Origin of the sequence: Pseudoalteromonas sp. UBA2102 (assembly GCF_002331165.1) — a bacterium.
GTDB classification, from domain to species: Bacteria; Pseudomonadota; Gammaproteobacteria; order Enterobacterales; family Alteromonadaceae; genus Pseudoalteromonas; species Pseudoalteromonas atlantica.
Genome location: NZ_DCYU01000084.1, coordinates 1 through 25,635 on the forward strand (window position 1 = coordinate 1; position 25,635 = coordinate 25,635).

The 25,635-nt window shown below is 39.8% G+C and carries 15 protein-coding genes; 14 read left to right on the plus strand and 1 reads right to left on the minus strand.

What is annotated here, in order from left to right; all coding sequences use genetic code 11:
- From pepN to B2R65_RS11390, 13 genes are all read left to right on the plus strand, one after another.
- On the plus strand, positions 1-2,384 hold a 2,384-nt coding region (gene pepN, locus B2R65_RS11330), incomplete at its 5' end, for an aminopeptidase N (protein WP_286742707.1).
- Positions 2,385-2,606 (plus strand): DUF2835 domain-containing protein, encoded by a 222-nt coding sequence (locus B2R65_RS11335; RefSeq protein ID WP_286742708.1) that lies wholly within the window; start codon positions 2,385-2,387, stop codon positions 2,604-2,606.
- A 250-nt stretch (positions 2,607-2,856) separates the two neighbouring features.
- Complete coding sequence (locus B2R65_RS11340; RefSeq protein ID WP_286742711.1) at positions 2,857-4,950, plus strand: DUF1302 domain-containing protein; 2,094 nt, start codon at positions 2,857-2,859, stop codon at positions 4,948-4,950.
- Between the two features lie 13 nt (positions 4,951-4,963).
- On the plus strand, positions 4,964-6,328 hold the full coding sequence (locus tag B2R65_RS11345; RefSeq protein WP_024033529.1) for a DUF1329 domain-containing protein: 1,365 nt from the start codon (positions 4,964-4,966) through the stop codon (positions 6,326-6,328).
- Positions 6,329-6,455: 127 nt separating this feature from the next.
- Positions 6,456-7,451 carry a WD40/YVTN/BNR-like repeat-containing protein gene (locus B2R65_RS11350; RefSeq protein ID WP_286742714.1) on the plus strand — a complete coding sequence of 332 codons (996 nt, stop codon included), beginning with the start codon at positions 6,456-6,458 and terminating at the stop codon, positions 7,449-7,451.
- Positions 7,451-9,772, plus strand: a complete 2,322-nt coding sequence (locus B2R65_RS11355) for an efflux RND transporter permease subunit (protein WP_286742715.1) — start codon at positions 7,451-7,453, stop codon at positions 9,770-9,772. Before B2R65_RS11350 ends, B2R65_RS11355 begins: the two co-directional genes overlap by 1 nt.
- 213 nt (positions 9,773-9,985) lie before the next feature.
- Positions 9,986-14,827, plus strand: coding sequence for an NAD-glutamate dehydrogenase (locus tag B2R65_RS11360; RefSeq protein ID WP_054982573.1), 4,842 nt, complete (start codon positions 9,986-9,988; stop codon positions 14,825-14,827).
- Positions 14,828-14,944: 117 nt separating this feature from the next.
- The gene (gene pyrD, locus B2R65_RS11365) at positions 14,945-15,955 is read left to right on the plus strand and encodes a quinone-dependent dihydroorotate dehydrogenase (RefSeq protein ID WP_004586702.1); all 1,011 of its coding nucleotides are present in this window, start codon (positions 14,945-14,947) and stop codon (positions 15,953-15,955) included.
- Between the two features lie 130 nt (positions 15,956-16,085).
- Positions 16,086-16,616 carry a cell division protein ZapC gene (locus tag B2R65_RS11370; RefSeq protein WP_024033533.1) on the plus strand — a complete coding sequence of 177 codons (531 nt, stop codon included), beginning with the start codon at positions 16,086-16,088 and terminating at the stop codon, positions 16,614-16,616.
- Positions 16,617-16,705: 89 nt separating this feature from the next.
- On the plus strand, positions 16,706-18,823 hold the full coding sequence (gene rlmKL / locus B2R65_RS11375) for a bifunctional 23S rRNA (guanine(2069)-N(7))-methyltransferase RlmK/23S rRNA (guanine(2445)-N(2))-methyltransferase RlmL (protein WP_286742719.1): 2,118 nt from the start codon (positions 16,706-16,708) through the stop codon (positions 18,821-18,823).
- The gene (locus B2R65_RS11380) at positions 18,816-19,052 is read left to right on the plus strand and encodes a glutaredoxin family protein (protein WP_024033535.1); all 237 of its coding nucleotides are present in this window, start codon (positions 18,816-18,818) and stop codon (positions 19,050-19,052) included. The genes rlmKL and B2R65_RS11380 overlap by 8 nt, the downstream gene beginning before the upstream one ends.
- A gap of 13 nt (positions 19,053-19,065) precedes the next feature.
- A complete protein-coding gene (uup, locus tag B2R65_RS11385; protein WP_029772627.1) occupies positions 19,066-20,976 on the plus strand; it encodes an ATP-binding cassette ATPase Uup in 1,911 nt (636 codons plus the stop codon).
- 11 nt (positions 20,977-20,987) lie between these two features.
- Positions 20,988-22,724: a DUF3466 family protein gene (locus B2R65_RS11390; protein WP_004586697.1), complete on the plus strand. Its 1,737-nt coding sequence runs from the start codon at positions 20,988-20,990 to the stop codon at positions 22,722-22,724.
- Positions 22,725-22,861: 137 nt separating this feature from the next.
- Here B2R65_RS11390 and B2R65_RS11395 read toward each other — a convergent pair whose 3' ends face one another.
- Entirely contained in the window at positions 22,862-23,374 is a 513-nt protein-coding gene (locus B2R65_RS11395; protein WP_024033538.1) for a DUF2062 domain-containing protein, read from the minus strand.
- On the opposite strand from B2R65_RS11395, the gene B2R65_RS11400 reads away from it, so the two are divergent.
- Positions 23,354-25,618, plus strand: a complete 2,265-nt coding sequence (locus B2R65_RS11400) for a DNA internalization-related competence protein ComEC/Rec2 (RefSeq protein ID WP_286742729.1) — start codon at positions 23,354-23,356, stop codon at positions 25,616-25,618. The two genes, B2R65_RS11395 and B2R65_RS11400, sit on opposite strands and share 21 nt — an antisense overlap.
- Positions 25,619-25,635 lie beyond the last annotated feature (17 nt).

Below are 25,635 nucleotides of genomic sequence, written 5' to 3' on the forward strand. Positions count from 1 at the left end.
TTGCTTATACTAATTATAAGATTGAAGGTGAGCACCTAATCATTAATGATTTACCTCACACATGCCAGCTTAAAATTGTTACTGAAATTTCTCCTGATACAAATACCTCTTTAGAAGGCTTGTATTTATCTGGTGGAGCGTATTGCACGCAATGTGAAGCGCAAGGTTTTAGAAAAATAACCTACTTTTTAGACCGCCCTGACGTACTAAGCACGTACGATGTGACGATTATTGCTGATAAAAGCTTTAAGCATTTACTGTCAAATGGTAACCAAATTGACAGTGGTGAAACAGCTGATGGCCGCCATTTTGCTAAATGGCAAGACCCATTTAAAAAGCCAAGTTACTTATTTGCCTTAGTAGCGGGTGATTTTGATGTACTAAAAGACACTTACACAACAAAAAGTGGTCGCGAAATTGAGCTTGCGTTATTTGTTGATAAAGGCAATTTATCTAAAACACCACATGCAATTAACTCATTAAAAAAAGCCATGCATTGGGATGAGACACGCTTTAACCTAGAATATGACTTAGATATTTACATGATTGTTGCCGTAGATTTTTTCAATATGGGAGCAATGGAAAACAAAGGGCTAAATGTATTTAATAGTAAATGCGTATTGGCTAACCAAGAAACCGCCACCGATAAAGATTATCACACGATAGAGTCGATTGTTGGTCATGAGTATTTTCATAACTGGACGGGTAACCGTGTTACCTGTAGAGACTGGTTTCAGCTATCATTAAAAGAAGGGCTCACAGTATTCAGAGACCAAGAATTTAGTAGCGATTTAGGCTCACGCGCACTTAACCGCATTGATGCCGTTAAAGTAATGCGCACACATCAGTTTAGTGAAGATGCGGGGCCAATGGCGCACCCAATTCGCCCTGAAAAAGTTATCGAAATGAATAACTTTTATACCGTAACGGTTTACGATAAAGGGGCTGAAGTTATCCGAATGATGCACACCCTGTTAGGTGAGGTTAACTTTCAAAAAGGGATGCAGCTTTACTTTGAACGCCATGATGGTCAAGCGGTTACCTGTGATGATTTTGTTGCTGCAATGAGTGATGCTTCAGGCATAGATTTAACGCAATTTAAGCGTTGGTATAGCCAATCTGGTACACCACGATTAAATGCAACACAGCACTATGATCACGATAAGCAACTTTATACTTTAACAATTGAGCAATCAGCTCCGCTAAATCAGCCAGATAATAAGAGCCTTCACATTCCATTTGCCATCGAATTATTAGATGAAAATGGGCAAAGTATTGCACTTACTTATCAAGGTGAAAAACGCGACCACGTGCTTAACGTAACTGCGCCAACGCAAACGTTTTACTTTGATCAAATACCTGCTCGCCCAGTGGCTGTACTACTTGAAGATTTTTCTGCGCCCTGTATTTTAAGCCAGCAAAATTCAGAACCTGATTTACTGCATATTATGCGTTTTGCGCGCAGCGATTTTTCGCGTTGGGATGCGCAGCAGCAATTATTTATTAATGCAGTTAAGCAAGCAGTTAATGCACCTGAACACGCAACATTAAGTGAAAACGTTATTAATGCACTCCGTGTGTTAATAAGCGCACAAAGTGGCGATTTAGCACTGGTAGCAGAACTTATAAAACTGCCAAGCTTTGACACGTTTGCCGCTGAGTTTGACATAATTCCTGTTGACGAAATCATTACAATCACAAGATTGTTTGAGCAACAGATTGCCGAGCAATTATCTGATGAGCTTTTACATTGTTACAGTTCGTTAGTAGATGATGGCAGTATAAATCCAGATGCAGTGGCTATAAGAGCGCTTAAAGGTGTTTGTTTACATTACTTAGCTAAAATACCTTCTGAGCAAGTTGACCGCTTTATCAAAGAATCGGCAGATTCACCGAATATGACCAATGTTTTAGCCTCATTGAGTGCGGTAGTAAAAGCATCACACCCGTTAAGAACAACGTTGTTAGATCATTTTGATAGCCAGTGGCGTCATGATGTTTTAGTTATGGACAAATGGTTTGCGCTGCAGGCTATGCAATCTGGTGATGATGCTATTGAGAATATAAAAGCGTTGTACGCGCATCCTAGCTTTGATTTTTCAAATCCAAATCGTGTACGGGCATTAGTGGGCAGCTTTAGTCATTTTAATACCGCACAATTTCACAGAAAAGATGGTGAAGGTTACGCATTATTAGGTGATTTACTTATTAAGCTAAACGCGATTAATCCGCAAAATGCCTCTAGAATGTTAACGCCTTTCATGTCGTGGAAACGCTTTGACACAACCCGTGCTCAAGCAATGAAAGCACAGTTGCAACGCTTAGCAAACCTTGAAGGATTAAGTACTGATTTATATGAAAAGGTTGAAAAAGCGCTTAATTAAATGATTGAGTATTACTTCTCTTTACACCTGAGCTATAACAAATGCATGGACTACTACCATGGTCGTTTTAGCTCAGTACAAGTGGTTGAGGATAACGGTAAAACAATACGTTTTGCCGCCTCGCACTTACGCCCTTACATTTCATCTATAGGATTAAGAGGGCGTTTTAGACTTTTACTTACCCCCGAGAATAAATTTATTCGCCTCGAACGTATCGCCTAACCTGCTGTTTTTATGTTATAGATACATAAAAATATTATCTTTTTGTTAATTTCAATTTGTTCTATTGTTAATTTACGTGTATAAATTATCTGGTATGACGTCTTACCAATACGTAAACGTCAGCTCAAAAAATATAATAATTGATTGAACGCGACCATTTGTAATTTTTTATAATCGCTTCTATCGTTAAGATTACACTAAAAACAATAACTTGATCACACATAATTACCCACGACAGGGGGGATACACAATGATAAGAAGATCGCTTTTTGTTAAAAACAAAATAGCTATAGGTTTAGCAGCCGCAAGCTTAGGTTTATCTGCAGCAGCGAATGCAGCAAATTTTGAGGTAGGGGGCTTTGATGTCGCCTTCGACTCAACTTTTTCCTATGGTCAAAGCGTCCGTGTTGAAGACAGAGATTTCGACATTATTGGTAAAAGCAATAATCCTGCATTTGATTGGACTGGGTATAATCCTTCATTAAATACAATTTATTCTTCTCAAGATGTTTGGGCTCAACCAGGCTCTTACTCTAATAATGGCGATGCAGGTAATCTTAATTTTGATAGCGGTGATTCGTTTTCAAAATTATTGAAAGGAACACACGACCTTTCAATTAGTAAAGATAACTACGGCTTATTCACACGTTTTATGTACTTTTACGATTTTGAGTTAATGGATGGTGATAGAGCCTACGTTAACCCAACCTCAGGACAAGGCGTAGATCCATGTGATGATGACGACACAAAAGAGCAAAGCTGTGCCGACATTCGTTTATTAGATGCCTACGTTTGGGCAAATTTTGACTTAAACGATGGCAATAACCCGCTGTCAATTCGCCTTGGTCAACAAGTAGTTAACTGGGGTGAGAGTACACTTATCTCTCATGGTATTAACGTAAACCCGGTCGATATTGACCGCTTAAAAGCGCCAGGTGCTGAGCTTAAAGAAGCATTTATTCCTGTAGGTATGCTTTGGGCGTCATTAGGGATCACTGAAAATATTACTTTAGAAGGTTTTTATCAGTACCAATGGCATGAAACACGCTTACCGGCTGCGGGTACTTATTTTTCTACCAATGACTTTGCAGCAGAAAACGGCTATCAGCAAAATGTACAGTTAGGTTTTACTTCAAACCCTGACATTGATATGGCCTTTTTAACCGACAGCCTTAATAACCTTTATACTAATTTTGCTCAGGTAGCCGCAGCACAGGGTATTGACCCAACAAGTGCTGAAGGCCAAGCCCTGCTTGCAAACATGTATTTAGCTCATCCAACTAAAGTTGCGCTTAAAGGTAAAGGCGATAACGGTAAAACAGAGCCAGATGATGGCGGCCAATATGGTTTACGTTTAGGTGTATTTTTACCAGAGTGGAACGACACAGAAGTGGCGTTATACCACGTTAACTACCATAGTCGACGTCCGCTAATTTCTGGTCGTGTATCTAACTTTTCGCAAGCTGCCATCGCACAAGATTTAGCGATGATTGCAACAACAGAAATTACAGATGACAACGTGGCAGATTTAGTTGCGTTTTCAAAAGCAGAAAATGATTACCCAGAAGATATTAAACTTTACGGTTTAAGCTTTAACACCACAATTGGCGAAACCGCGTTTGCTGGTGAGTTTACATTTCGTAAAGACGAACCATTACAAATAGACGATGTAGAGCTACTTTATACCGCCATGCCTGAACAATTGGCGCTTGCCGGTATTCGCCCAGATTTTGCGGGTATTTCGCAAATGAGTTTTGGTGATGCGATTAGCTCTGTAGCGGCAGGTGAAGTTGCACAAGGTTATATTGAACGCGACACATCACAAATTCAGTTTACTGCAACACATTTATTTGGCCCGTCATTAGGTGCTGATAGCTGGGCTGTAGTAGGTGAAGTAGGTGCTGTGAAAATTCATGATATGCCTGATTACGACGAAATGCGTTTAAATGTGTCGGGTACAGGTCGAAGCGGTGTGATCACAGGCCCAGGCACTACTGACTACACAACATTACAACTAGGCCTTTCTAATGGCCCAGAAGAAAAGTCGTTTGCAACGGCATCATCTTGGGGTTACCGCCTAATTGCTAAAGGTGATTACTTTAACCTTTACAATGGCATTAACTTCTCTCCACGATTTGTATTTTCTCATGATGTAAACGGTAACACACCTGATCCTATGTTCTTGTTTATTGAAGACCGTAAATCGTTGGGTGTAACGATGAACTTTAATTACCAAAATGCATGGTCACTTGATGTGAGCTACAACTCATTTTGGGGTGGTGGCGATATCAATACTTTCTCAGATCGTGACTACGTTTCTTTCAATTTAAAATATTCAATTTAGGGGTAATATTAGTATGATTAAAAAACCTACCCTCATCGCTACCGCTTTGTGTAGCATGTTTTTAAGTTCAGCGGCAATGGCAAAAATGAGCGCTGAAGAAGTTGCACGTTTAGGACAAGACTTAACGCCATTTGGCGCAGAAAAAGCAGCCAATGCTGATGGGTCAATTCCAGCGTGGAATGGCGGTATTACATCTGCACCAGAAGGTTATGAGCCAGGCATGCACCATTTAGACCCGTATTCTGCGGACAAAGTGTTGTTTACCATTGATAAAACAAACCTTGATAAGTACAAAGCTAACTTAAGCCCTGGTCAAATTGCTTTATTTGAAGCATACCCAGATACGTTTAAAATGCCTGTTTATGAAACGCGCCGCTCTGCGTCTTACCCACAGTTTGTATACGATGCAACAAAAGAGTTTGCTGCAACGGCTGAGCTTATTGAAGGTGGCAACGGAATAAAAAATACCGCAATTGGTATTCCATTTCCTATTCCTAAATCTGGCTTAGAAGCTATTTGGAATCACTTATTACGCTATCGTGGACAATCAATAGAGCGTTTTGGTGGACAAGCTGCACCCACCGCATCGGGTTCGTACAATTATGTAGGCTTTGATGAACAACTATTGGTTAAATATTCAGATCCTAAAGCGACCCCTGCAGAGCTTCAAGACTCAAACATTTTGTTTAAATTTAAGCAAAAGGTGACAGAGCCAGCACGCCTTGCCGGTACAGCGCTACTTGTACACGAAACCATGGATCAAATTTTAACACCTCGCCAAGCGTGGACATATAACTCGGGTCAGCGTCGTGTTCGTCGTGCACCAAATGTTGCATATGACGCACCAGGTACAGCCGCAGATAGCTTACGTACTACCGATGATTTTGATATGTTTAATGGCTCACCTAACCGTTACAACTGGACGTTAAAAGGTAAGCAAGAGCTATATATTCCGTACAATAGCTACAAGTTACACAGTGATAAACTAGAGTACGACGATATTTTAAAACCAGGCCACATTAATCCAGAGCATACGCGTTATGAAAAGCACCGTGTATGGGTGGTTGAAGCTAACTTAAAAGATGATACACGCCATATTTATAAAAAACGCGTGTTTTATATTGATGAAGATAGCTGGCAAGTACAAGTGACCGATATTTATGATAATCGCGACCAGCTTTATCGTGTAGCAATGGCATATGGCTTAAACTACTACGAAGTACCTACGCAGTGGAGTACCTTAGAAGTGTATCATGATTTAAATTCGCGCCGTTACTTAGCTATTGGTTTAGATAACCAAGAAAAAATGTACGACTTTTCAGAGTCGTTTAACGATAACGAATTTACTTCAAGCGCTTTACGCCGTGAAGGTAGATAACAACGTAATATGCAGCTAACAGCCCGTTAGCTGCTTTTTTCTTTCTCATCGCGTTTGTCTATACGACACGCAGGATTTTCCTCAGCAAACAGACAAACAATTCTTCAGTTCAAGGCGATTAAAATTTATGAAGTATTTGGTATATGCCAGCCTGATCATAAGCGGTGCGAGTATTGCACAAGATGCACCTCAGTATGCTATTAGCGCAATCAACGCAAATAAAACCCTACTAACTGATATTACTAATACAGGTGCTGCTTTAGTGGCTGTAGGTAAGCACGGTACGGTAATAACAAGCAAAAACGCTGAGCAATGGCAGCAAGCGCAAAGCGTCCCTACACAGGTATTGTTAACGGCTGTCGATTTTTCTAATGACACCCACGGGTGGGCGTGCGGGCACGATGCCACCATAATTAATACCACCGATGGTGGTTTAAATTGGCAATTACAACAAGCAAAGCCAGAGCTTGATAAGCCGTGTTTAGATATTTACTTTGAAGATGAGTCAAATGGTTTTGCTGTGGGCGCTTATGGCATGTTTTATCAAACCAGTGACGGCGGCAAGCACTGGCATAAACGCTTTTTAGACTCTTTACTGTTTAGTGAAGACAGAGAGTATTTGAATGATTTAAAAGAAAATGATCCTCAAGGCTACGAGGCCGAAACAACATCTATACTGCCTCATTTTAACCGTATTGAAAAAACAGACAGTGGTTTGATGTTAGTCGGTGAAATGGGGTTAATGGCCAAAAGCAGTGATAATGGTCAAACATGGCAACGCCTTGATGAAATTTACCCAGGTTCTTTTTTTGCGGTAGCATCAGATGCGCAGCAAGAAATTGTGGCAGGGCTCAGAGGAAATGTATTTGCTAAAAATAAAAATGAACAACAATGGCAGCATTTTGAAAATGTTAAAACGGCCACGGTTAATAACATTATAAATTATAATAATGAGCATTGGTTACTGCTGGCAAATAGTGGTGTGATCTTTCATTTAAAAGACGGCTTACTTACACATGAACAACGCCCCGATGGTAAAGCTATTCTTGATGGCGTAATAATTAATAATAAATTAGTCATGGCAACAGAAGATGGCATTAAAGTGAAGGAGTTAAACCCTTAATGCATACGTTTTTAGATTTTTTAGAAAAGGCGGTGTTTAGACACCGTACTATCATGTTGATCGCTTTTGCGCTAATCACATGTTTTTTAGGCTATAAAGCCACTCACATTGAACTAGACGCCTCGTTTAACAAAAATATTCCGCTAAATCATGAATACATGAAAGTGTACACCAAACACGAAAAACAATTTGGTGGCGCAAATAGCATTTTAATTTCGGTGTGTGATGACAGTGGCAACATTTTTAACCCCGAATTTTTCACCCAATTAAAAGCAGTACACGATCAACTGTATTTTATTCCTGGTGTAAACCGCCCATTAGTTAACTCTATTTTTGCGCCCAGTGCGCGCTTTGTCGAAGTGGTTGAAGATGGTTTTGCTGGCGGCCCGATTATTCCTGCAAACTTTAAAGCTGACCAAAAAGGTTTAGCAGTAGTTAAAGAAAACATTGAAAAAGCAAAAGTAGTAGGGCGAATGATTGCCAGCGATTACTCATGTGCCATGGTGACCGCGCAGCTACTAGAAACCGACCCGCAAACTCAGCAAAAGCTAGATACACTGGCATTTGCAGATAAGTTAGAAACGCAAGTAAGAGAGCCTTTAAGTACAGATAAAGTCAGTATTCATATTATTGGATTTGCCAAAATGGCCGGCGATATCGCTCTGGGGGCAAAAGGTGTGGTGCTATTTTTTGCTATTGCCATTGGTTTTACCTTTATTATGGTTTGGCTATTTTGTGGCAGTTTAAAGCTCACCATTTTACCTATAGCGTGTTCAATTATTGCCGTAATCTGGCAAATGGGTTTGCTGTCGAGTTTAGGTTTTGGACTCGACCCTATGTCTATATTGGTGCCGTTTTTAGTATTTGCGATTGGTGTAAGCCACGGCGTGCAGATGATCAACGCCATTGGTAAAAAAGTAGGTGAGGGCAAAAGTACCCGCATTTGTTGTCAATCAAGCTTTAGAGCATTACTTGTACCTGGTGGTATTGCGCTGCTTTCAGACACGGTGGGCTTTTTAACCCTGCTGACTATTGATATAGGTATTATTCGTGAACTTGCAATCACAGCAAGTTTAGGTGTTGCGGTTATTATATTTACTAATTTAATTTTATTGCCAGTGTGGGCCTCGTATATGAATTTTGCCAACACTGTGCATATTCAATCAGGCGATGCGCAAAAGCCAAATATGCTAGATGCGATACGCGATTTATTAGTAAAAGCCACAGACCCTAAAACCGCAAAAATGATTATTGGTTTTACGCTGGTGTTATTTGCCTTAGGTTACTGGCAAGCAGATAAAATGCGAATTGGTGATTTACATGCAGGTGCGCCTTCGTTGCATCAAGATGCTCGCTACAATCAAGATACTTTTTTAATATCGGACAAATACACCATTTCGTCGGATATTTTAAAAGTGATTGTTGAGGCTTACCCTGCGGCGTGTACAGAGCACGATGTGATGGCGCGCATTAGCCGTTTTCAGTACAAGGTAGAAAACGTGCCAGGCGTACAATCGGCGGTTAGTTTAAGCTCTGTGGCGCAGTCGGTTAACGCAGGTTACAACGAAGGTAACTTAAAATGGCAAAGCTTACCGCGTAACTCAGCCAGCTTAGTGCAATCAACAGCCCGTGTAGAAACAAGCACAGGATTACTCAATGGCGATTGCTCAGTCATGCCGGTGATTATATTTTTAGATGATCACAAAGCAAATACAATCGATACCGTTATTCAACGTGTTAAGCAATTTGCACAAGAAGAAGGCACAGATAAGTTAGCCTTTAAGTTAGCGTCTGGGCCTGTAGGGGTTATGGCGGCAACAAACGAGTCTGTTTCTGCGGCGCAAATTCCGATGATGCTTTACGTTTACGGCGCAGTTATTATTTTGTGTTTGTTAAGCTTTAAGAGTGTGAAGGCGACAATCGCAGTGGTATTACCTCTGTATATTGTATCAACTCTTGCACAAGCACTTATGGTGCAATTAGAAATTGGCTTAACGGTATCTACTTTACCTGTTATAGCCTTAGGTGTAGGTATTGGTGTGGATTACGGTATTTATATACTTTCTTCGATGATGGGCCAACTTAAGCAAAACGTACCGCTGAGCGTGGCGTACCGTAATGCCCTTGTTGAGCGTGGCAGTGCTGTATTGTTTACCGGTATCACCCTTGCGATAGGTGTTAGTACGTGGATATTCTCTGATCTTAAGTTTCAAGTAGATATGGGAATACTGCTTACCTTCATGTTTTTAGTAAATATGTTAGGTGCGGTACTGCTATTACCCGCAATTGGTAGTCTGCTGTGGACCGACCAGAAAAAATAAAGTGAATAATTGTGCTCCTAAATGACCTGTAATGGTCATTTATATCTATATTTTGTGAATAGATGACCAAATAGCTGAAATGCTTAAAATGTTTTCATCGAAAAGGCTGTTTATTAGCGCTAAAAGGGTTAGAATTTAACTGACTCCACGCTAATAAATGGCTGTACAAATATTCTGCTTAACTAAAAGCAGTAATAGATTAAGGAACATACAATGACACGAAATGAAGGCCAAGCCTCGGTTATCCTAGATAATGTCTGTAAGCTTATCCAGAAAAAAGTTCACGCTGATAATGTGTTACTCGTTGAGAAATTCGCCAAAGCCTTGTACAGCAATATGTCTAAAGAGGATTTGGCAAATCGCAATGATAGTGACCTATACGGTGCTGCACTCAGCCTTTGGAATGCACTAGAAAAAAACACCACGGACGACGCAGTAATTCGCGTTTTCAACCCTGAAGTAGCAAAAGATGGCTGGCAGTCATCACATACAATTGTAGAAATTATTGCTAAAGATATGCCATTTTTAGTCGATTCTGTTCGTATGGCTATGACCCGTGAAAATATAGCTTCTCACTTATTACTTCACTGCCCACTAAAAATTCAGCGTGACGATAACGCTAAAATTTCTGGTTTATCAAATTTAAAAGCAGAGCAAGAATCGACCTCTACTAAAACAGTGTTCTTTATTGAGATTGACCGCCAAACCGATGCATCTGTTATTGCGTCTTTCAAAAAAGAGCTCGAATCAGTATTGGTTGATGTTTCTATTGCGGTAGATGATTGGCAGCCAATTCGCGAAAAATTAGTCTCTGTTACTAAAGAAGTACCAAAACGTAAGCACAATAAAAATAAGAACGAAGTATCTGAAGCCGTAGAGTTTTTAGATTGGCTGGCTAAAGATAACTTTACTTTAATGGGTTATCGCGAGTACGAGCTTACCCCTGTACAAGGTGATTACCAGTTAAAAGGTAAAATGGACACAAGCCTTGGCCTGATGAAAAATTCAACCGATGAGCACACACGTTTATTATCTGAATTACCTGAATTTGCTCGCCAAGAAGCCCTCAGCAGTAACTTATTAGTATTAACAAAAACGAACTCTGTATCGCGCGTTCATCGCCCAGCGTACATAGATTACGTTGGTATTAAACGCTTTGATGATGAAGGCAATGTGGTTGGTGAAGACCGTTTTATCGGCCTATTTTCATCAAGCTTTTACAACAACAGCGCAGCAGATGTGCCTGTTCTAAAAACTAAAATTAACCGCATCATGGATATGTGTGACTTTGCAAAAGGCACCCATGCATACAAAGCGGTACTTAATATTTTAGAAACGTACCCACGTGATGAATTAGTTCAAGCTCGCGAGAGCGAGTTACTTGAAGTAGCAATGGGTGTTTTACAAATTCAAGAGCGTGACATGTGTCGCTTGTTTGTTCGTAAAGACGCCTACGGACGTTTCTTCTCTTGCATGGTGTACGTTCCTCGTGAGCGATATAACACAGCGCTGCGCCGAGAAACACAAGACATTTTAGCTAACGCCTTTAATTCTGACGAAAAAGTCGAATTTACTACCTATTTCTCTGAGTCAACACTGGCGCGTACACATTACACCGTTCGTGTGACCGATAACAATATCGAATATAACGTGAAAGACATCGAAAACAACCTAGTAGAAGCTGCTCGTACATGGGAAGATAAATTACAATCTGCACTGTTAGAGTCAGCAGGGGAAGCCCGCGGTAATGAGCTAAATCGTAAATATTGCAACGCGTTTGCACGCTCTTACAAAGATGAAGTACTACCGAGTGCTGCGGTTGTAGATATTGAAAAACTAGAATTATTAAACGACGAGAACAAGCTAGAAATGCTGTTCTACCGTCCGCAAGAAGAAGCTAACAGCAATATTGTACGCCTAAGCTTGTTCCATAAAGATGAGCCCATTCACTTATCTGATGTTATGCCAATGCTAGAAAACTTTGGTTTACGCGTTGTAGGTGAAACGCCATATTCTGTTAAAACAAGTGATGGTCGTATCAATTGGATCATGGACTTCTCTATGCTGATTGACAGCAAAGGAATGGCCGACTTTGATAAGATTTCTGCTCGTTTTCGCGCTGCATTAACTAATGTATGGGGCAACCGCCTTGAAAACGACGGCTTTAACCGCTTAGTATTAATGGGTGGTTTAACAGGTCGTGAAGCCTCTATATTACGTGCCTATGCAAAATACATGCGCCAAATTGGGGTTACTTTCTCACAGACCTACATTGAGAGCACGTTTGCAAATTACCCGCATATTGCTGCGCAAATAGTTAACTTATTTGCTAAAAAATTCTCAGTAAAAAGCCCTGCAAGCCCTAAAACACTTGAGAAATTAAGTGCACAAATTTACTTAGAGCTTGAAAACGTAGCGAACCTTGATGATGACCGTATTATACGTTTATACGTAGATATGATTGTGGCAACACTGCGTACTAACTACTTCCAAAAAGATGAAACAGGTCAGTTTAAATCTTACGTGTCGTTTAAAGTACAGCCTAGCTTAATTCCTGATATGCCGCTTCCGCTGCCAGCATTTGAGATTTTTGTATACTCTCCGCGTGTAGAAGGTGTGCATTTACGCGGTGGTAAAGTTGCTCGTGGTGGCCTTCGTTGGTCAGACCGTCGTGAAGATTTCCGTACTGAGGTATTGGGCTTAGTAAAAGCACAACAAGTTAAAAACACCGTAATTGTTCCGGTAGGTTCTAAAGGTGGTTTTGTATGTAAGCAGCTACCGAGTGAACGCGAAGCCTTTATTAAAGAAGGTCAAGAGTGTTACAAAATTTTCATCCGTGGTTTATTAGACATTACCGATAACATTGAGCGTGGTGAAATTGTACCGCCAGCTAATGTAACGCGTCACGATGAAGACGACCCATACTTAGTAGTTGCAGCCGATAAAGGTACAGCTACCTTCTCTGATATTGCTAACGGTATTGCTAACGAATACAACTTCTGGCTAGGTGATGCGTTTGCATCAGGTGGTTCAGTAGGATATGACCATAAGAAAATGGGCATAACAGCAAAAGGTGCATGGGAGTCTGTTAAACGTCATTTCCGTGAAATGGATATTGACTGTCAAACTACCGATTTCACTGTGGTTGCTATTGGTGATATGGCCGGCGACGTATTTGGTAACGGCATGTTATTGTCTAAGCACATTCGCTTACAAGTCGCGTTTAACCATATGCACATATTTGTAGACCCTACACCAGATGCAGCGACCTCTTACCCAGAGCGTGAGCGCTTGTTTAACCTGCCACGTTCATCATGGGAAGATTACAATAAAGATCTGATTTCAGCGGGTGGTGGGATTTTCTCGCGCGCAGCTAAATCGATTTCTTTAAGCCCAGAAATGAAAAAAATGCTTGGCACTAAAAAAGCAAGCATGACACCGAACGAGTTAATCAAAGCCTCATTAATGATGGAATTTGATTTACTATGGAACGGTGGTATTGGTACTTACATTAAAAACAGCCACGAAACAGACGCTGATGTAGGGGATCGTGCAAACGATGCGCTGCGCATAAACGGTAAAGACCTTGGCGCTAAAATATTAGGTGAGGGTGGTAACTTAGGTGCAACCCAATTAGGGCGTATCGAGTTTGCAGCCAAAGGCGGGCGTGTAAATACCGACTTTATTGATAACGTAGGCGGTGTTGCGTGTTCAGATAACGAAGTAAATATTAAAATTTTACTTAACGGCTTAGTTTCAGAAGGGGATTTAACACGTAAACAACGTGATGAGTTACTTTACTCTATGACCGACGAAGTGTCTGAGCTTGTACTTAAAGATTGTTACCGTCAAACACATACATTGTCGATTACACAGTCTAAAGGTGCATCAACTCTTAAAGAGAAGATCCGCTTTATTCATGCCCTTGAAAAAGAAGGCAAGCTAAACCGTGCAATTGAGTTTTTACCAACGGATGAAGAGTTGGCAGAGCGCGCTGCAGCAGGTAAAGACCTAACACGTCCAGAGCTTTCAGTATTAGTTTCGTACGCTAAAATGGTGCTTAAAGAGTCTTTAGTAACAGATGAAATTACTGAAAACCCTTACTACCGTCAGCTACTAGTTAAGTCTTTCCCGCGTCCACTGCGTGAAAAATTTAACGACGCGATGGATAATCACCCACTGCGCAAAGAAATTATTGCAACAAAACTGGCGAACAATATCGTTAATGACATGGGCTTAAACTTCATGGTACGCATGAACGAAGAGACAGGTGCTAACGAAGCTGAAATCGCAATGTGCTACTCAATTGCGAGTGAGATTTTTGAAATGCGTGAAACCTGGTCATCAATCAGCGCGCTAGATAATAAAATCCCAGCAGCAGTTCAAACCGAAATGCTGTACCAATTACGTCGTACTGTTCGCCGTGCAACACGCTGGTTCTTACGTCATCGTAATAAAGCACAAACAATTGAACAAGCTATCGAGTTCTTTGCGCCAACGTTTAAAGATTTAAGCGAAAACTTAAATACGTACATGCAAGACAAAGAACACGAATGTTTGACTGGCAAAGCAAATGAGTTAGTTGAAAAAGGTGTACCTAAGCAAATTGCTAAGCGTATTATTGACCTTTCTAGCCTGTTCTCTGTAATGGATATTGCTGAAATAGCGCATAATTCAGGCCGCAGTGTGGCGATGGTATCTAATACCTACTTTAAACTTGGCTCGCGTATGGGCTTACACTGGTTCTTAGATCAAATTACTAACCAGCCTGTTTCTAACCATTGGCAAGCACTTGCCCGTGCGTCGTACCGTGAAGAGCTTGATTGGCAACAACGTACGCTTTCTCATGTTGTGCTAAACAGCTTTGAAGGTGACGAAAACGATGTTGATAATCAAATCGATCAGTGGATGGCCAGCCAAGATCTGCTGCTACAGCGTTGGAAGCAAATGTTAGCTGAATTTAAAACCTCGCAAAGTCACGACTTTGCTAAGTTCTCAGTTGCACTGCGCGAATTAATGTTGTTAAGCCATAACTGTGATACATCAGGAAAATAATTTAGCTTTAATTGGTTATTTATTCAGTAAATAATCAGTTAATTGTTAAAATTGTTATACAATACCTCAGCCTAGTCTGAGGTATTTTTTTGTCTGTAATTTAAAGAGGAACAATTCATGTTTTACGATTTAGCCCGCCGTTTTATGTTCACCCGAGATGCTGAATGGGCACATGAGTTTGCGCTTAATAATTTACGCCGTTTTGCACACACCCCTTTAAACGCAGCTTGGTCACAGCAACTACAAAACAAACCCGTTAATTTTTTAGGCCTTGAGTTTAAAAACCCTGTGGGTTTGGCTGCAGGTTTAGATAAAAACGCTGAGTGTATTGATGCCTTTAGCCAAATGGGCTTTGGTTTTGTAGAAGTTGGCACGGTTACCCCGCGCCCGCAAGCAGGTAATGATAAGCCGCGCATTTTTAGATTACCGCAGTCAAATGCCATTATTAACCGAATGGGCTTTAATAATAAAGGGGTCGATAATTTAGTTAATAACGTAAAAAATGCCAAGTACACCGGTATTTTAGGTATTAATATTGGTAAAAATAAAGATACCCCAAATGAGCAAGGTAAAGACGACTATATCCATTGTATGCGTAAAGTGTTCGAGCATGCTTCGTATATTACGGTCAATATTTCATCTCCAAATACACCAGGGCTGCGCGATTTACAATATGGCGCCGCGTTAGATGATTTACTGCAAAGTTTAAAGAATGAACAGCTCGATTTAATTGCCAAGCATAATAAGCAAGTACCTATGCTGGTTAAAATAGCGCCAGATCTTGATCAAATCCAAATTGAGCAGGTTAGCGAGTCACTATTAACGAATCAAATTGATGGCGTAATCGCAACAAATACTACGCTTGAACGTAGTGCAGTAATGGGTCAGCAATACGCCGATGAGGCGGGTGGTTTATCTGGCAGCCCTGTAAGAGAGCGCTCTACACACGTTGTTAGCGAACTTAAACGTTTAACACAAGGTAAATTACCAATTATTGGTGTAGGCGGTATTGATGATGCGCAATCAGCTCAAGAAAAGCTAAATGCAGGCGCAAATTTAGTGCAGGTTTATACTGGGTTCATCTACAAAGGGCCACAATTGGTAAAATCGATCGTTGATTCCTTATAAGGATCAGTTATGTAAGCTTTTGATCGTTCAATAAATGTTCTAAACAAATGTTTTAAAAATGGTCAAAAGCCGTTATAATCTAATATTAATGTCTTAATTAAAAATAAATTTTTAAACAAGGAGGAGGCAAATGTTACAAGCAACAAAACAATGGCAGTGGATTGCATGTGCAAATAAAAACCGCTTACTACTTGATTTAAATGACGATATGCAACTATGCACACCGTATAAATTAAGACAACTCACCGACTGTGTATTTGAAAACCCGCGTTTTAGCTTAGAAGATGCTGCTTTTTATGAACAGGTATATAACTACTTAGATGGTTTTGAGCTGTATAAGCCTGCACAAATTTGCCAAATTGCGCTCAATGCCACCGCTGTAAAATTTCATTTAAAACCGGTACTGGCTAAAAGTTGGTTTTTTGAAGAGTACACTGGCACCCAGCCAAGTACAGAAGCCATCGTTAAACTTACCTCAAAAGCGCAAACCGGTGAGTTTTTAATTGTTGAACATTGCCCTGATGCTTCAATTTGCCTAAACCTTAACGAAACATTCAAACTTGATGATAATTTGTCCCTTGAACAGTTTGAAGTTATCCGCGTTTTAAACAATCGTGTTCACCCGCTATTACTTGAGCAATATCACACTAAATCAGCTTAGCAAATTTACAAATCGAGCTGCGTTTATCAAGTGTTTGTCAGCCAACCTATGTTATAATCCTGCGCAATTAGCTATTAAGGGTTATTACTTTGCAATTTATCGCACTTACTTCTATCGGAATCGAAAATTTACTTGTTGATGAACTAACAGAGTTAGGCGCCGTCGTGTCTAAACAAACTGTGGGTTCTGTTCGCTTTGAGGCAGATTCAACATTGGCGCAAAAGGTTTGTCTATCAACTCGTTACGCAACACGTGTGCTGATGCTTATTGAAGAAAAAGAAGGCGTTAATGATAAAGATAGCCTGTATAAATTTGCTCGTTTTCAGCCATGGCAAGAATGGTTTGGCCCTACACAAACATTTGCCGTTGATTTTAATGGTACCAACGACTCTTTAAAAAATACCCAGTTTTCAGGCTTGGTAATTAAAGATGCAATTGTTGACTACTTTAACGATTTATACGAACAGCGCCCAAATGTAGATAAGCAAGATGCCAATGTGCGTGTTGTGGCGCGTTTAAACCGCCACGGTGTGGCTTTGTACATTGATTACTCGGGACCTCGTTTGTCTGAGCGCGGTTATCGCCAAGGCCAAGGTAAAGCGCCTATTAAAGAGCACTTAGCGGCCGCGATTATTAAACGCAGTGGTTGGCTTGAAAATGTAAATCAACCTTTATTTGACCCATGTTGTGGTGCCGGCACTATTTTAATTGAAGCGGCGGGCATGGCGCGTAACGAAGCACCTGGTTTATTTAGAGAAGGGTTTGCTTTTGAGCGTTTACCTAGTTTTAGGGCGGCCAAATTTAAACAACTGCGTGAAGAATTAATTGAGCAAATTACCGATCCTAAATTGTGGTTAATTGGCCACGATTACGATGCGCAAGTTCTTGATAAAGCCATTGCCAATGCCGAGCGAGCAGAGCTGGGTAATGTTATTAAGTTTAAGCAAAGTGATGCAACTAAGCTTACCTCTGTTGCTAAATTACCCGGGGTGGTTATTTCTAACTTACCGTACGGCGAACGTATTGGCTCTATGGCTGAGCTGGTAAATCTACACCGCAGCATGGGCGTGGGTTTTAAAAAGCACTTTAATCATTGGAAGCTTGCGTTACTAGGCATGGATGAAAGCCTATTTAAGCTGTTAAAACTGGTTAAACAAAAGCGTTATAAATTTAAAAACGGCCCATTAGATGTAGAGCTAAATTTATATCAGTTAGATGATAAACAGGTAAGCCTGACAAGCGATGACAAACCGGCTCTGAATTTTGAAGGCTCAATGTCGTTTGCTAATCGTTTGAAAAAGAACAAACAAGGCCTAAAAAATTGGCTTAAACAAAACGAAGTACAAGCTTATCGCGTATACGATGCTGATATTCCTGAGTACAACGTAGCGGTTGATATTTACGGCGATTCTGCTGTTATTTTTGAATACGCAGCACCTAAAGAAATTGACGAAAAAACATCAGAAAAGCGTCTTCAAGATGTGATTAGCTTAACTGCACAGCAGCTAAACATAGCACCTGAAAACATAGCCGTTAAAGTGCGTAAAAAACAAAAAGGGGAAGAGCAGTACACCCCAATGGCTAAACAAAACCGTACAATGGTGGTGGAAGAATTTGGCGCTAAGTTTAAAGTAAACTTGTTTGATTACCTCGATACAGGGCTGTTTTTAGATCATCGTTTAGCGCGTCGTTATATTCAGCAAAATGCAAAAGACAAACGCTTTTTAAACTTATTTGCCTACACTGGTACAGCCTCTGTGCACGCGGCATTAGGTGGTGCAAAAGCAATTACCACCGTTGATTTATCAAAAACCTACCTTAAGTGGGGCCAAGATAACTTTGCGTTAAATGATATTAGCAATACCCGCTACCGTTTTGAGCAAGCTGATTGTTTAAAATGGCTAGAATACGCACAAGGGCAATACGATTTAATCTTTTTAGACCCGCCTACGTTTTCTAATTCTAAACGAATGAAAGACGCGTTTGATGTGCAAACCGATCATATAAAATTACTTACTTGGGTTAAAAAAATCTTGAGTCCGTCGGGTACATTAATTTTTTCTAATAACAAACGTGGTTTTGTAATGGATGAAGTAGGTTTGATGGGCTTAGGGTTTAAAGCTGAAAATATTTCAGAAAAAACGTTATCACCTGATTTCAAACGTAATAAAAAAATACACAACAGTTGGTTAATTACCCATGGCTAATTATGTTTTATACCACACCGATGGCTGTCATTTATGTGAGCAAGCCGAGCAGGTTTTATTATCGGTTTTGGATAAAAGTAGTGAGCTTAAATTAATTGATATACTCACTGATGAGCAGCTAATAGCGCGTTTTCAGTTAAGTATTCCCGTATTTGAGAGCAAAAGCGGCCACCATTTGTACTGGCCGTTTGATGCACAAACAGTGCATGAATTTTTAGCGCAAGAATAAAAGAGCAGTATTTATGGATTTAATTAGAATACAAAAAGCGCAGTTAGCTTATGGTACGCACCCATTACTTGATGATGCTGATGCAGTGATAGAAAGCGGTGAGCGCGTCTGTATTGTAGGGCGAAATGGGGCGGGTAAATCTACACTTTTAAAAGTACTAGATGGCCAAGTTATTTTAGATGATGGTGAAATTAACCAATTAGGTGGCATTAAAATATCTCGCTTAGAGCAAGATCCTCCTAAAGGAGCAAATGGCTCAGTATTCGACTATGTAGCACAGGGTATGCCTGATATTGCTAATTTGCTGATTGATTATCATCATGTAAGCACACAGTTACAAACCGATTGTACCGACAAACTGCTAAATAAGCTTGAGCGTTTATCTAACGATTTAGAAGCGTGTGACGGTTGGCGTTTTGATTCGCGTATTCAATTAGTACTCACGCGTTTAGAGCTTAGCCCAGATGCTAAATTAGAATCGCTCTCAGGTGGTTGGTTGCGTAAAGTTGCCTTAGCACGTGCTCTTGTGAGTGAGCCTGACTTATTGTTACTTGATGAGCCAACAAACCATTTAGACGTAGACAGTGTTAAATGGCTAGAACAGTTTTTAAAAGAATTTAAAGGCGGTATTGTATTTATATCGCATGACCGTGCGTTTATCCGTGCTGTTGCAACGCGTATTTTAGATTTAGACCGCGGTAAACTTATCTCTTACCCTGGCGATTACGCGACCTACCTTGAACAAAAAGCGCATGACTTAAAAGTAGAAGAATCACAAAATGCACTCTTTGATAAGCGTTTAGCAGAGGAAGAAGCCTGGATACGCCAAGGGGTTAAAGCCCGTCGTACTCGTAACGAAGGCCGTGTTCGTGAACTTAAACAGTTACGTGTTGAGCGCAAAGCCCGTGTAGAGCAAGTAGGTAAAACCGATTTTAATATTGAAACGGCTGATAGATCGGGCAAGTTAGTGTTTGAGGCAAAACACCTTAGTCATGCATTTAAAGATAAAGTGATTGCTAATGATTTTTCTACCCTTGTTATGCGCGGTGACCGAATTGGCTTAGTCGGCCCAAATGGTATTGGTAAAACTACCTTACTTAAATTGCTGTTTGGTGATTTAGAAGCCGATAGCGGCCATGTTAAACAAGGCGTTAATTTAGAATTTGCTTACTTTGACCAATATAGGCAAAAGCTTGATGAAGAGGCCACTGTTCAAGATAACGTTGCCGAAGGTAAACAAGAGGTAATGATGGGCGGGCGTTCTCGTCATGTACTTGGTTACCTGCAAGACTTTTTGTTTCCACCGGCACGTGCGCGTACACCTGTAAAAGCACTCTCTGGTGGTGAGAAAAACAGGCTTTTACTTGCAAAACTATTTTTGAAACCCTCAAATATTTTAGTACTCGATGAGCCAACTAATGACTTGGATATTGAAACATTAGAGTTACTCGAAGAAATTATTAATCAGTATCAGGGTACTGTGCTTATAGTAAGCCATGACCGTGAATTTATTGATAATACGTGTAGTAGTGTATGGGCGTTTGAAGGTGATGGCAAAATAACTGATATGGTAGGGGGTTACACCGATTACCAAGCTTATTTAAGCTATTTAGCCGAGCAGGAAAAACAGCAACAAGCACCAAAAAAAGACGTTAAACCTGCGCCTGTAGCCGCGACAAAGCCTGAAAACAAAAGCACTAAGCTTTCTTACAAATTAAAACTTGAATTAGAGCAACTACCCAATAAAATGGAACAACTTGAAGCCGCTGTAGAAGCGCAGCAAGCTGTAGTGAGCGATCCTGACTTTTTCAAACAAGATAGCGACGTAACCACTAATGCATTGAACCATTTAGCAAAACTTGAGTCTGACCTTGAAGCCGCGTTTGAGCGCTGGGAAGAACTTGAAGAATTACAGAATCAGTAGTAAGGATTAAAATGAAATATAAATTACTCGCTGCCAGTATTTTAGCGACATTGAGTACATCTGCATTAAGTGCAACCTATGAATTAACAGAACTAGGTACTCTTGACGGCGCTAAACATTCTTACGTGACTGACGTAAGCGAAAGCGGGCACATTATTGGTACTGCCAACGGATTGTATAATTTACCAATCGATATTAGCTATATCGACTTTACCGAAAGCGTTATTGAAAATGCGTACGATAGTGAAGAGTACAACTTTGAGCTAAGTGATAAAGAAATTACTTTTACACTTGATGATATAGAAAATAACGATGCGGTTTTTAATAACGCCGATGCGCATTCATTTATGGTTAGTTTTTTAGCTGGCAGACCAACGGATTACGAGTACCAAAAGTTAAGCTCGGTAGTTGGTATTAAGTTTGACGATGGCATAGTTACTGAGCAAATACTGTTTGATGAAGAGTCGGTAGATTACGATGGTTTAACGCGTTCGGTTAGTAACTTTTATAATGCGGTAAGCGAAGATGGCGTGAGCGTTGGTTGGAGTGCAGCTCCATATGATAAAGTTTTATTTACGCCAGATGATGAAGATGAAGAAGAAACATGGTTTACCCATGACTTTATTGAGCGCGGAATAGTTATTTCTGAAGATGGAACGCAAAAGGTTGAGTTAGTTCCAGACTTTGACGATTACGGCGGTACTAGCCGAGCAAACGATATTGTTAAAACAAATGACGGGTACACTGTTGTTGGTTATGTTTCAACAGGTATTCCTGAGGACAGGCTTGATAATATTGAAGATAACTGTGATAACGAAGACGAGCCAACCAATACCTGTGTGGAATTATTAAATTCAAGTGTAACCACCGGCGTATTTGATGAGCGCGCGGTAAAATGGGAGCTTGATGAAGCATTTAATATCACTTCTACTGAAATACTAGGCCTTGCCTTAACGCCAGAAGAAGATGATGACTTTGCTTTTACAAGTACCGCTCTTGCGCTAAATAATAATGGCACAGTGGTGGGCTCTTCAAATGCTCGTTACTATAAAAATGACGACACTATTTTAACAATGCCTGTTTATTTTAAAAATGGTGACGTGTTTAATTTTATAGACCAAGAAGATGATTGGCTTTCTGGTAAAGCGCTTGCTGTCAACGACAACGATGTAATTGTTGGTTATGCATCAAAGCGTATTGAAACCACGATCCGTGATCAGTTTTTCTATCATGATATAAGTACTGGCAATACCGTTTTCCCTACCGGTTACTTTAATAGCTCAAGCGCTTATGGTAATGATATTAATAACCAAGGTTATGTTGTTGGTGAAGGCGAGGTTGGTACATCTGAAAACAGCCGTCGTAAAGAAGCGTTTATATATAAAATTGGTGACGATAAAATTACCAACTTAAACGATTTACTACCTTGTTATGAAACAGATGGTGAAACAGACTACGCCTACACAATGGCTGAAGCGAAAGTCATTAATGAAGACAATGAAATTTTTGGTGTAGCTACCAAAACCGTTGAAAAGCGCGATACCTTTGGTAATGTAGAAACCGATATTGAAGGTAATATTGAGTACGAGAGTGTTGCTGTTGCAGTAAAACTGACACCTATTGATGGTGAAGTAGAAGACTGTACACCAATAGAAGAAGAGCTTTATGAAAGAAGCTCAGCAAGCTTCCCTTGGTACACACTGTTATTATTGCCGCTAGTGGGCTTACGCAGAGTATTTAGATTTTAAGCTTAACGCTTTTCATAAAAAAACCAACGTATAAAAGTTGGTTTTTTTTCGTCTATAATAAAGTGCTTGGCGTTAATTAGTTATCTCAATTTGCTTCATTAAGTCATTCTATTTGAGTACTTTAATAGTTGGCTTTATTACGTATTAGTATTTCGTGCTAACCAAGCTTTGCGCACAGAGCGTCGCCAAATAATATCAATACCTAAATAAGCAATAATAGCGGCAACAGAAGCACACACCAGTGAGCCAATTAAAAATGCAGGACCGATGGTAGAAAGGCTTTCTAAGAACCATGCCCAACTGGCTTCAAATGCAAAATGCTGCTCTGGTTGATTTAAAACAAGCGTACCTACAAGGTATGAGCCGTAAAATATTGGCGGCATAGTCAATGGGTTGGTAAGCCACACCAATGCCACAGAAATAGGTAAGTTAACTCTAAATACAATAGCTGCCGCAGCGGCTAAAACCATTTGAAAAGGAACAGGGATGAACGCAAAAAATAAACCAACTGCAAATGCGCCCCTTGCAGAGCGTCTGTTTAAATGCCATAGGTTGGCGTCTTGTAATAGGCGGCCGAATATTCTAAGTGTTTTATGATGCCTAATTTTATTAGGATCAGGTAAAAATCGTTGGATCGTTTTCTTAGGCATTTCAAGCAACCATTTACTTCAGTGTGGATTAGTCTTGGATTTGTAATAGGTTGTATTTCAACCGTATTTTATTATCAAACCCATGAATTTACAGTCATCACAATATCTGTCCTTATTGCGAGCGCCTATTTTAAGCCGTTTTTGAATGTTTTGTTAGGGTTTATTTTAGCTATTTGCTGCATTGTTGTGCACTTTTACCTGTTTTATAGCTATACATTGCCAAATGATGAAAATAACTATGCTTACCCTGCCACAATTCTTATTGATGACGTTATCTCTGCAAAGCAACCACAGTATATAAAAGCAACGTTATTAAAGTTAAATGGGGATGAAATACACAAATTTAAAGCACCTAAAGCCATGTTAAGTGTCGATTCTGCACAGCTTATTAAGCAGGGCGATACTTTTGAGGCAACAATAGCGCTGAAAAAATTCAGAACAATTAAAAATATCGGTGTGTTTGATAATAATGTGCATGCCTTTAAACAACGCATACTATTTAAAGGCAAAGTACTTAATAAACAATTGCGCATTACTAGCGCGGCTTCACCTTCAATAATTTATAAATACAGGTCGTTTTTAAAACACACTTATCAAAAAACAACGCTTAATTGGCTTTATTATGCATTGCTTAGTGGTGATAAATCACTGATGTCGTTTGAAAATAAACAAACAATGCAAAGTTTAGGGCTCAGCCATTTATTAGCTATTTCAGGGTTGCACATAGGGCTTATATTCAGCTGTTTTTATTTACTAAGTAAGTACACAGCATACCTCCTTAAAATTAAAGTATTGCAGTCTATTAATTTAACTATTGTTTATTGTTTTATCGGGTGGTTAGCGGCATTTATCTATGTGTATTTAAGTGAATTTTTACTCTCAGCGACTCGCGCATTTATTATGTTAAGTTGCGTATTAGGTCTTTACTTTATTGCCAAACAGCCACTGCGCTGGCGAAGCATTTTATATGCTTTAGTCGCTGTATTACTCATCAATCCTTTTAATGTTTTAAACCCAGGTTTATATTTTTCTTTTATTGCGGTTGCAATTATTTTCCTTGTTATAAAGCCCCTTCCTAAAACTAAATATAATTGGCTTGGCGTGTTTATGGCGCTGTGTATTATTCAGCTTGCTTTATTCATTGGGCTTTTGCCCATTACCCTTATTTATTTTAGTGGGGTAAGTATTGCTGGGTTGGTTATTAATTTATTGGCAATTCCATTATTAAGCGTGGCAATCATGCCACTTTTGCTGCTATTTACGATAATAAGTGGTGTGGTAGATATAACGCCCGTCATTTTATTATTCGATAGTGTACTTATAACATTGTTTAAGTATATGGATGCAATCCCTTGGCATTACAGATGGTTAGATATAGCTAAACCGCGTACATTGTACTTAGTCGCAGCTTATCTATGCATATTAATCGCCTGGTTTAGCCCATTTAAACGTTTAGCACTCATTCCTCTATGCGTTACATTAATAGATTATCTGTATTTACCAAAACCTCTTTGGCAATTGCATGTGTTTGATGTTGGGCACGGATTAATGACGTTACTCGAAAAAGACAATCAAGCGCTGGTTTACGATTTTGGCCCGAGTTATTTTAACCGTTTTAGCCGTACATACAGTGTGTTAATTCCTTATTTGAAAACACATAACTTAACCGTCAGTGATGCAATAATAAGCCATCAAGACAACGACCATGCAGGGGGCGCAGCACATTTTATTAATGCAGGATTTGGTGAAAGTTTTAAGCGTTTTCACCCACACGGCACAACCACACAGTGTATGTCTTTAGATTATAACTTTAATGGATTGCGCATTAGCAGCTTTGCTGATAGCACATTTAATAACGAAAACGATAATTCGTGTGTGCTTTTAATCAAATCACCCCAACTTACTATGTTATTAACGGGTGATATTTCTAAAGCACGTGAGCTGAGCCTTATTAAAACTCACTCATTACAAGCCGATGTGATTTTAAGCCCTCATCATGGCAGCGATACGTCTTCAAGCATAGAATTTATCAACCATGTAAATCCGCATACGGTTATTCACTCAACAGCTTTTCAAGGCCAATGGCAATTTCCCAGTGAAAAAGTGGTTTCGCGCTACAAAGCAATAAATGCTAAACAATATGTTACGGCACATGATGGGCAAATTACGGTAAGTATTTATCAAGATAGCTTTAAAGTGACAACGGCGCGCAAACACGAAAGTTATTGGTTTATAGAAGATTGACGTTTAGTTTTAACGGT

What these genes read in the sequence shown, in the direction of transcription:
- B2R65_RS11350 (WP_286742714.1), top strand. Translation starts at nt 6,456, where the DNA reads ATGAAGTATTTGGTATATGCCAGCCTGATCATAAGCGGTGCGAGTATT.
- B2R65_RS11380 (WP_024033535.1), top strand. Translation starts at nt 18,816, where the DNA reads ATGGCTAATTATGTTTTATACCACACCGATGGCTGTCATTTATGTGAG.
- B2R65_RS11360 (WP_054982573.1), top strand. Translation starts at nt 9,986, where the DNA reads ATGACACGAAATGAAGGCCAAGCCTCGGTTATCCTAGATAATGTCTGT.
- B2R65_RS11390 (WP_004586697.1), top strand. Translation starts at nt 20,988, where the DNA reads ATGAAATATAAATTACTCGCTGCCAGTATTTTAGCGACATTGAGTACA.
- B2R65_RS11340 (WP_286742711.1), top strand. Translation starts at nt 2,857, where the DNA reads ATGATAAGAAGATCGCTTTTTGTTAAAAACAAAATAGCTATAGGTTTA.
- pyrD (WP_004586702.1), top strand. Translation starts at nt 14,945, where the DNA reads ATGTTTTACGATTTAGCCCGCCGTTTTATGTTCACCCGAGATGCTGAA.
- B2R65_RS11335 (WP_286742708.1), top strand. Translation starts at nt 2,385, where the DNA reads ATGATTGAGTATTACTTCTCTTTACACCTGAGCTATAACAAATGCATG.
- B2R65_RS11345 (WP_024033529.1), top strand. Translation starts at nt 4,964, where the DNA reads ATGATTAAAAAACCTACCCTCATCGCTACCGCTTTGTGTAGCATGTTT.
- B2R65_RS11370 (WP_024033533.1), top strand. Translation starts at nt 16,086, where the DNA reads ATGTTACAAGCAACAAAACAATGGCAGTGGATTGCATGTGCAAATAAA.
- uup (WP_029772627.1), top strand. Translation starts at nt 19,066, where the DNA reads ATGGATTTAATTAGAATACAAAAAGCGCAGTTAGCTTATGGTACGCAC.
- B2R65_RS11395 (WP_024033538.1), bottom strand. Translation starts at nt 23,374, where the DNA reads ATGCCTAAGAAAACGATCCAACGATTTTTACCTGATCCTAATAAAATT.
- B2R65_RS11355 (WP_286742715.1), top strand. Translation starts at nt 7,451, where the DNA reads ATGCATACGTTTTTAGATTTTTTAGAAAAGGCGGTGTTTAGACACCGT.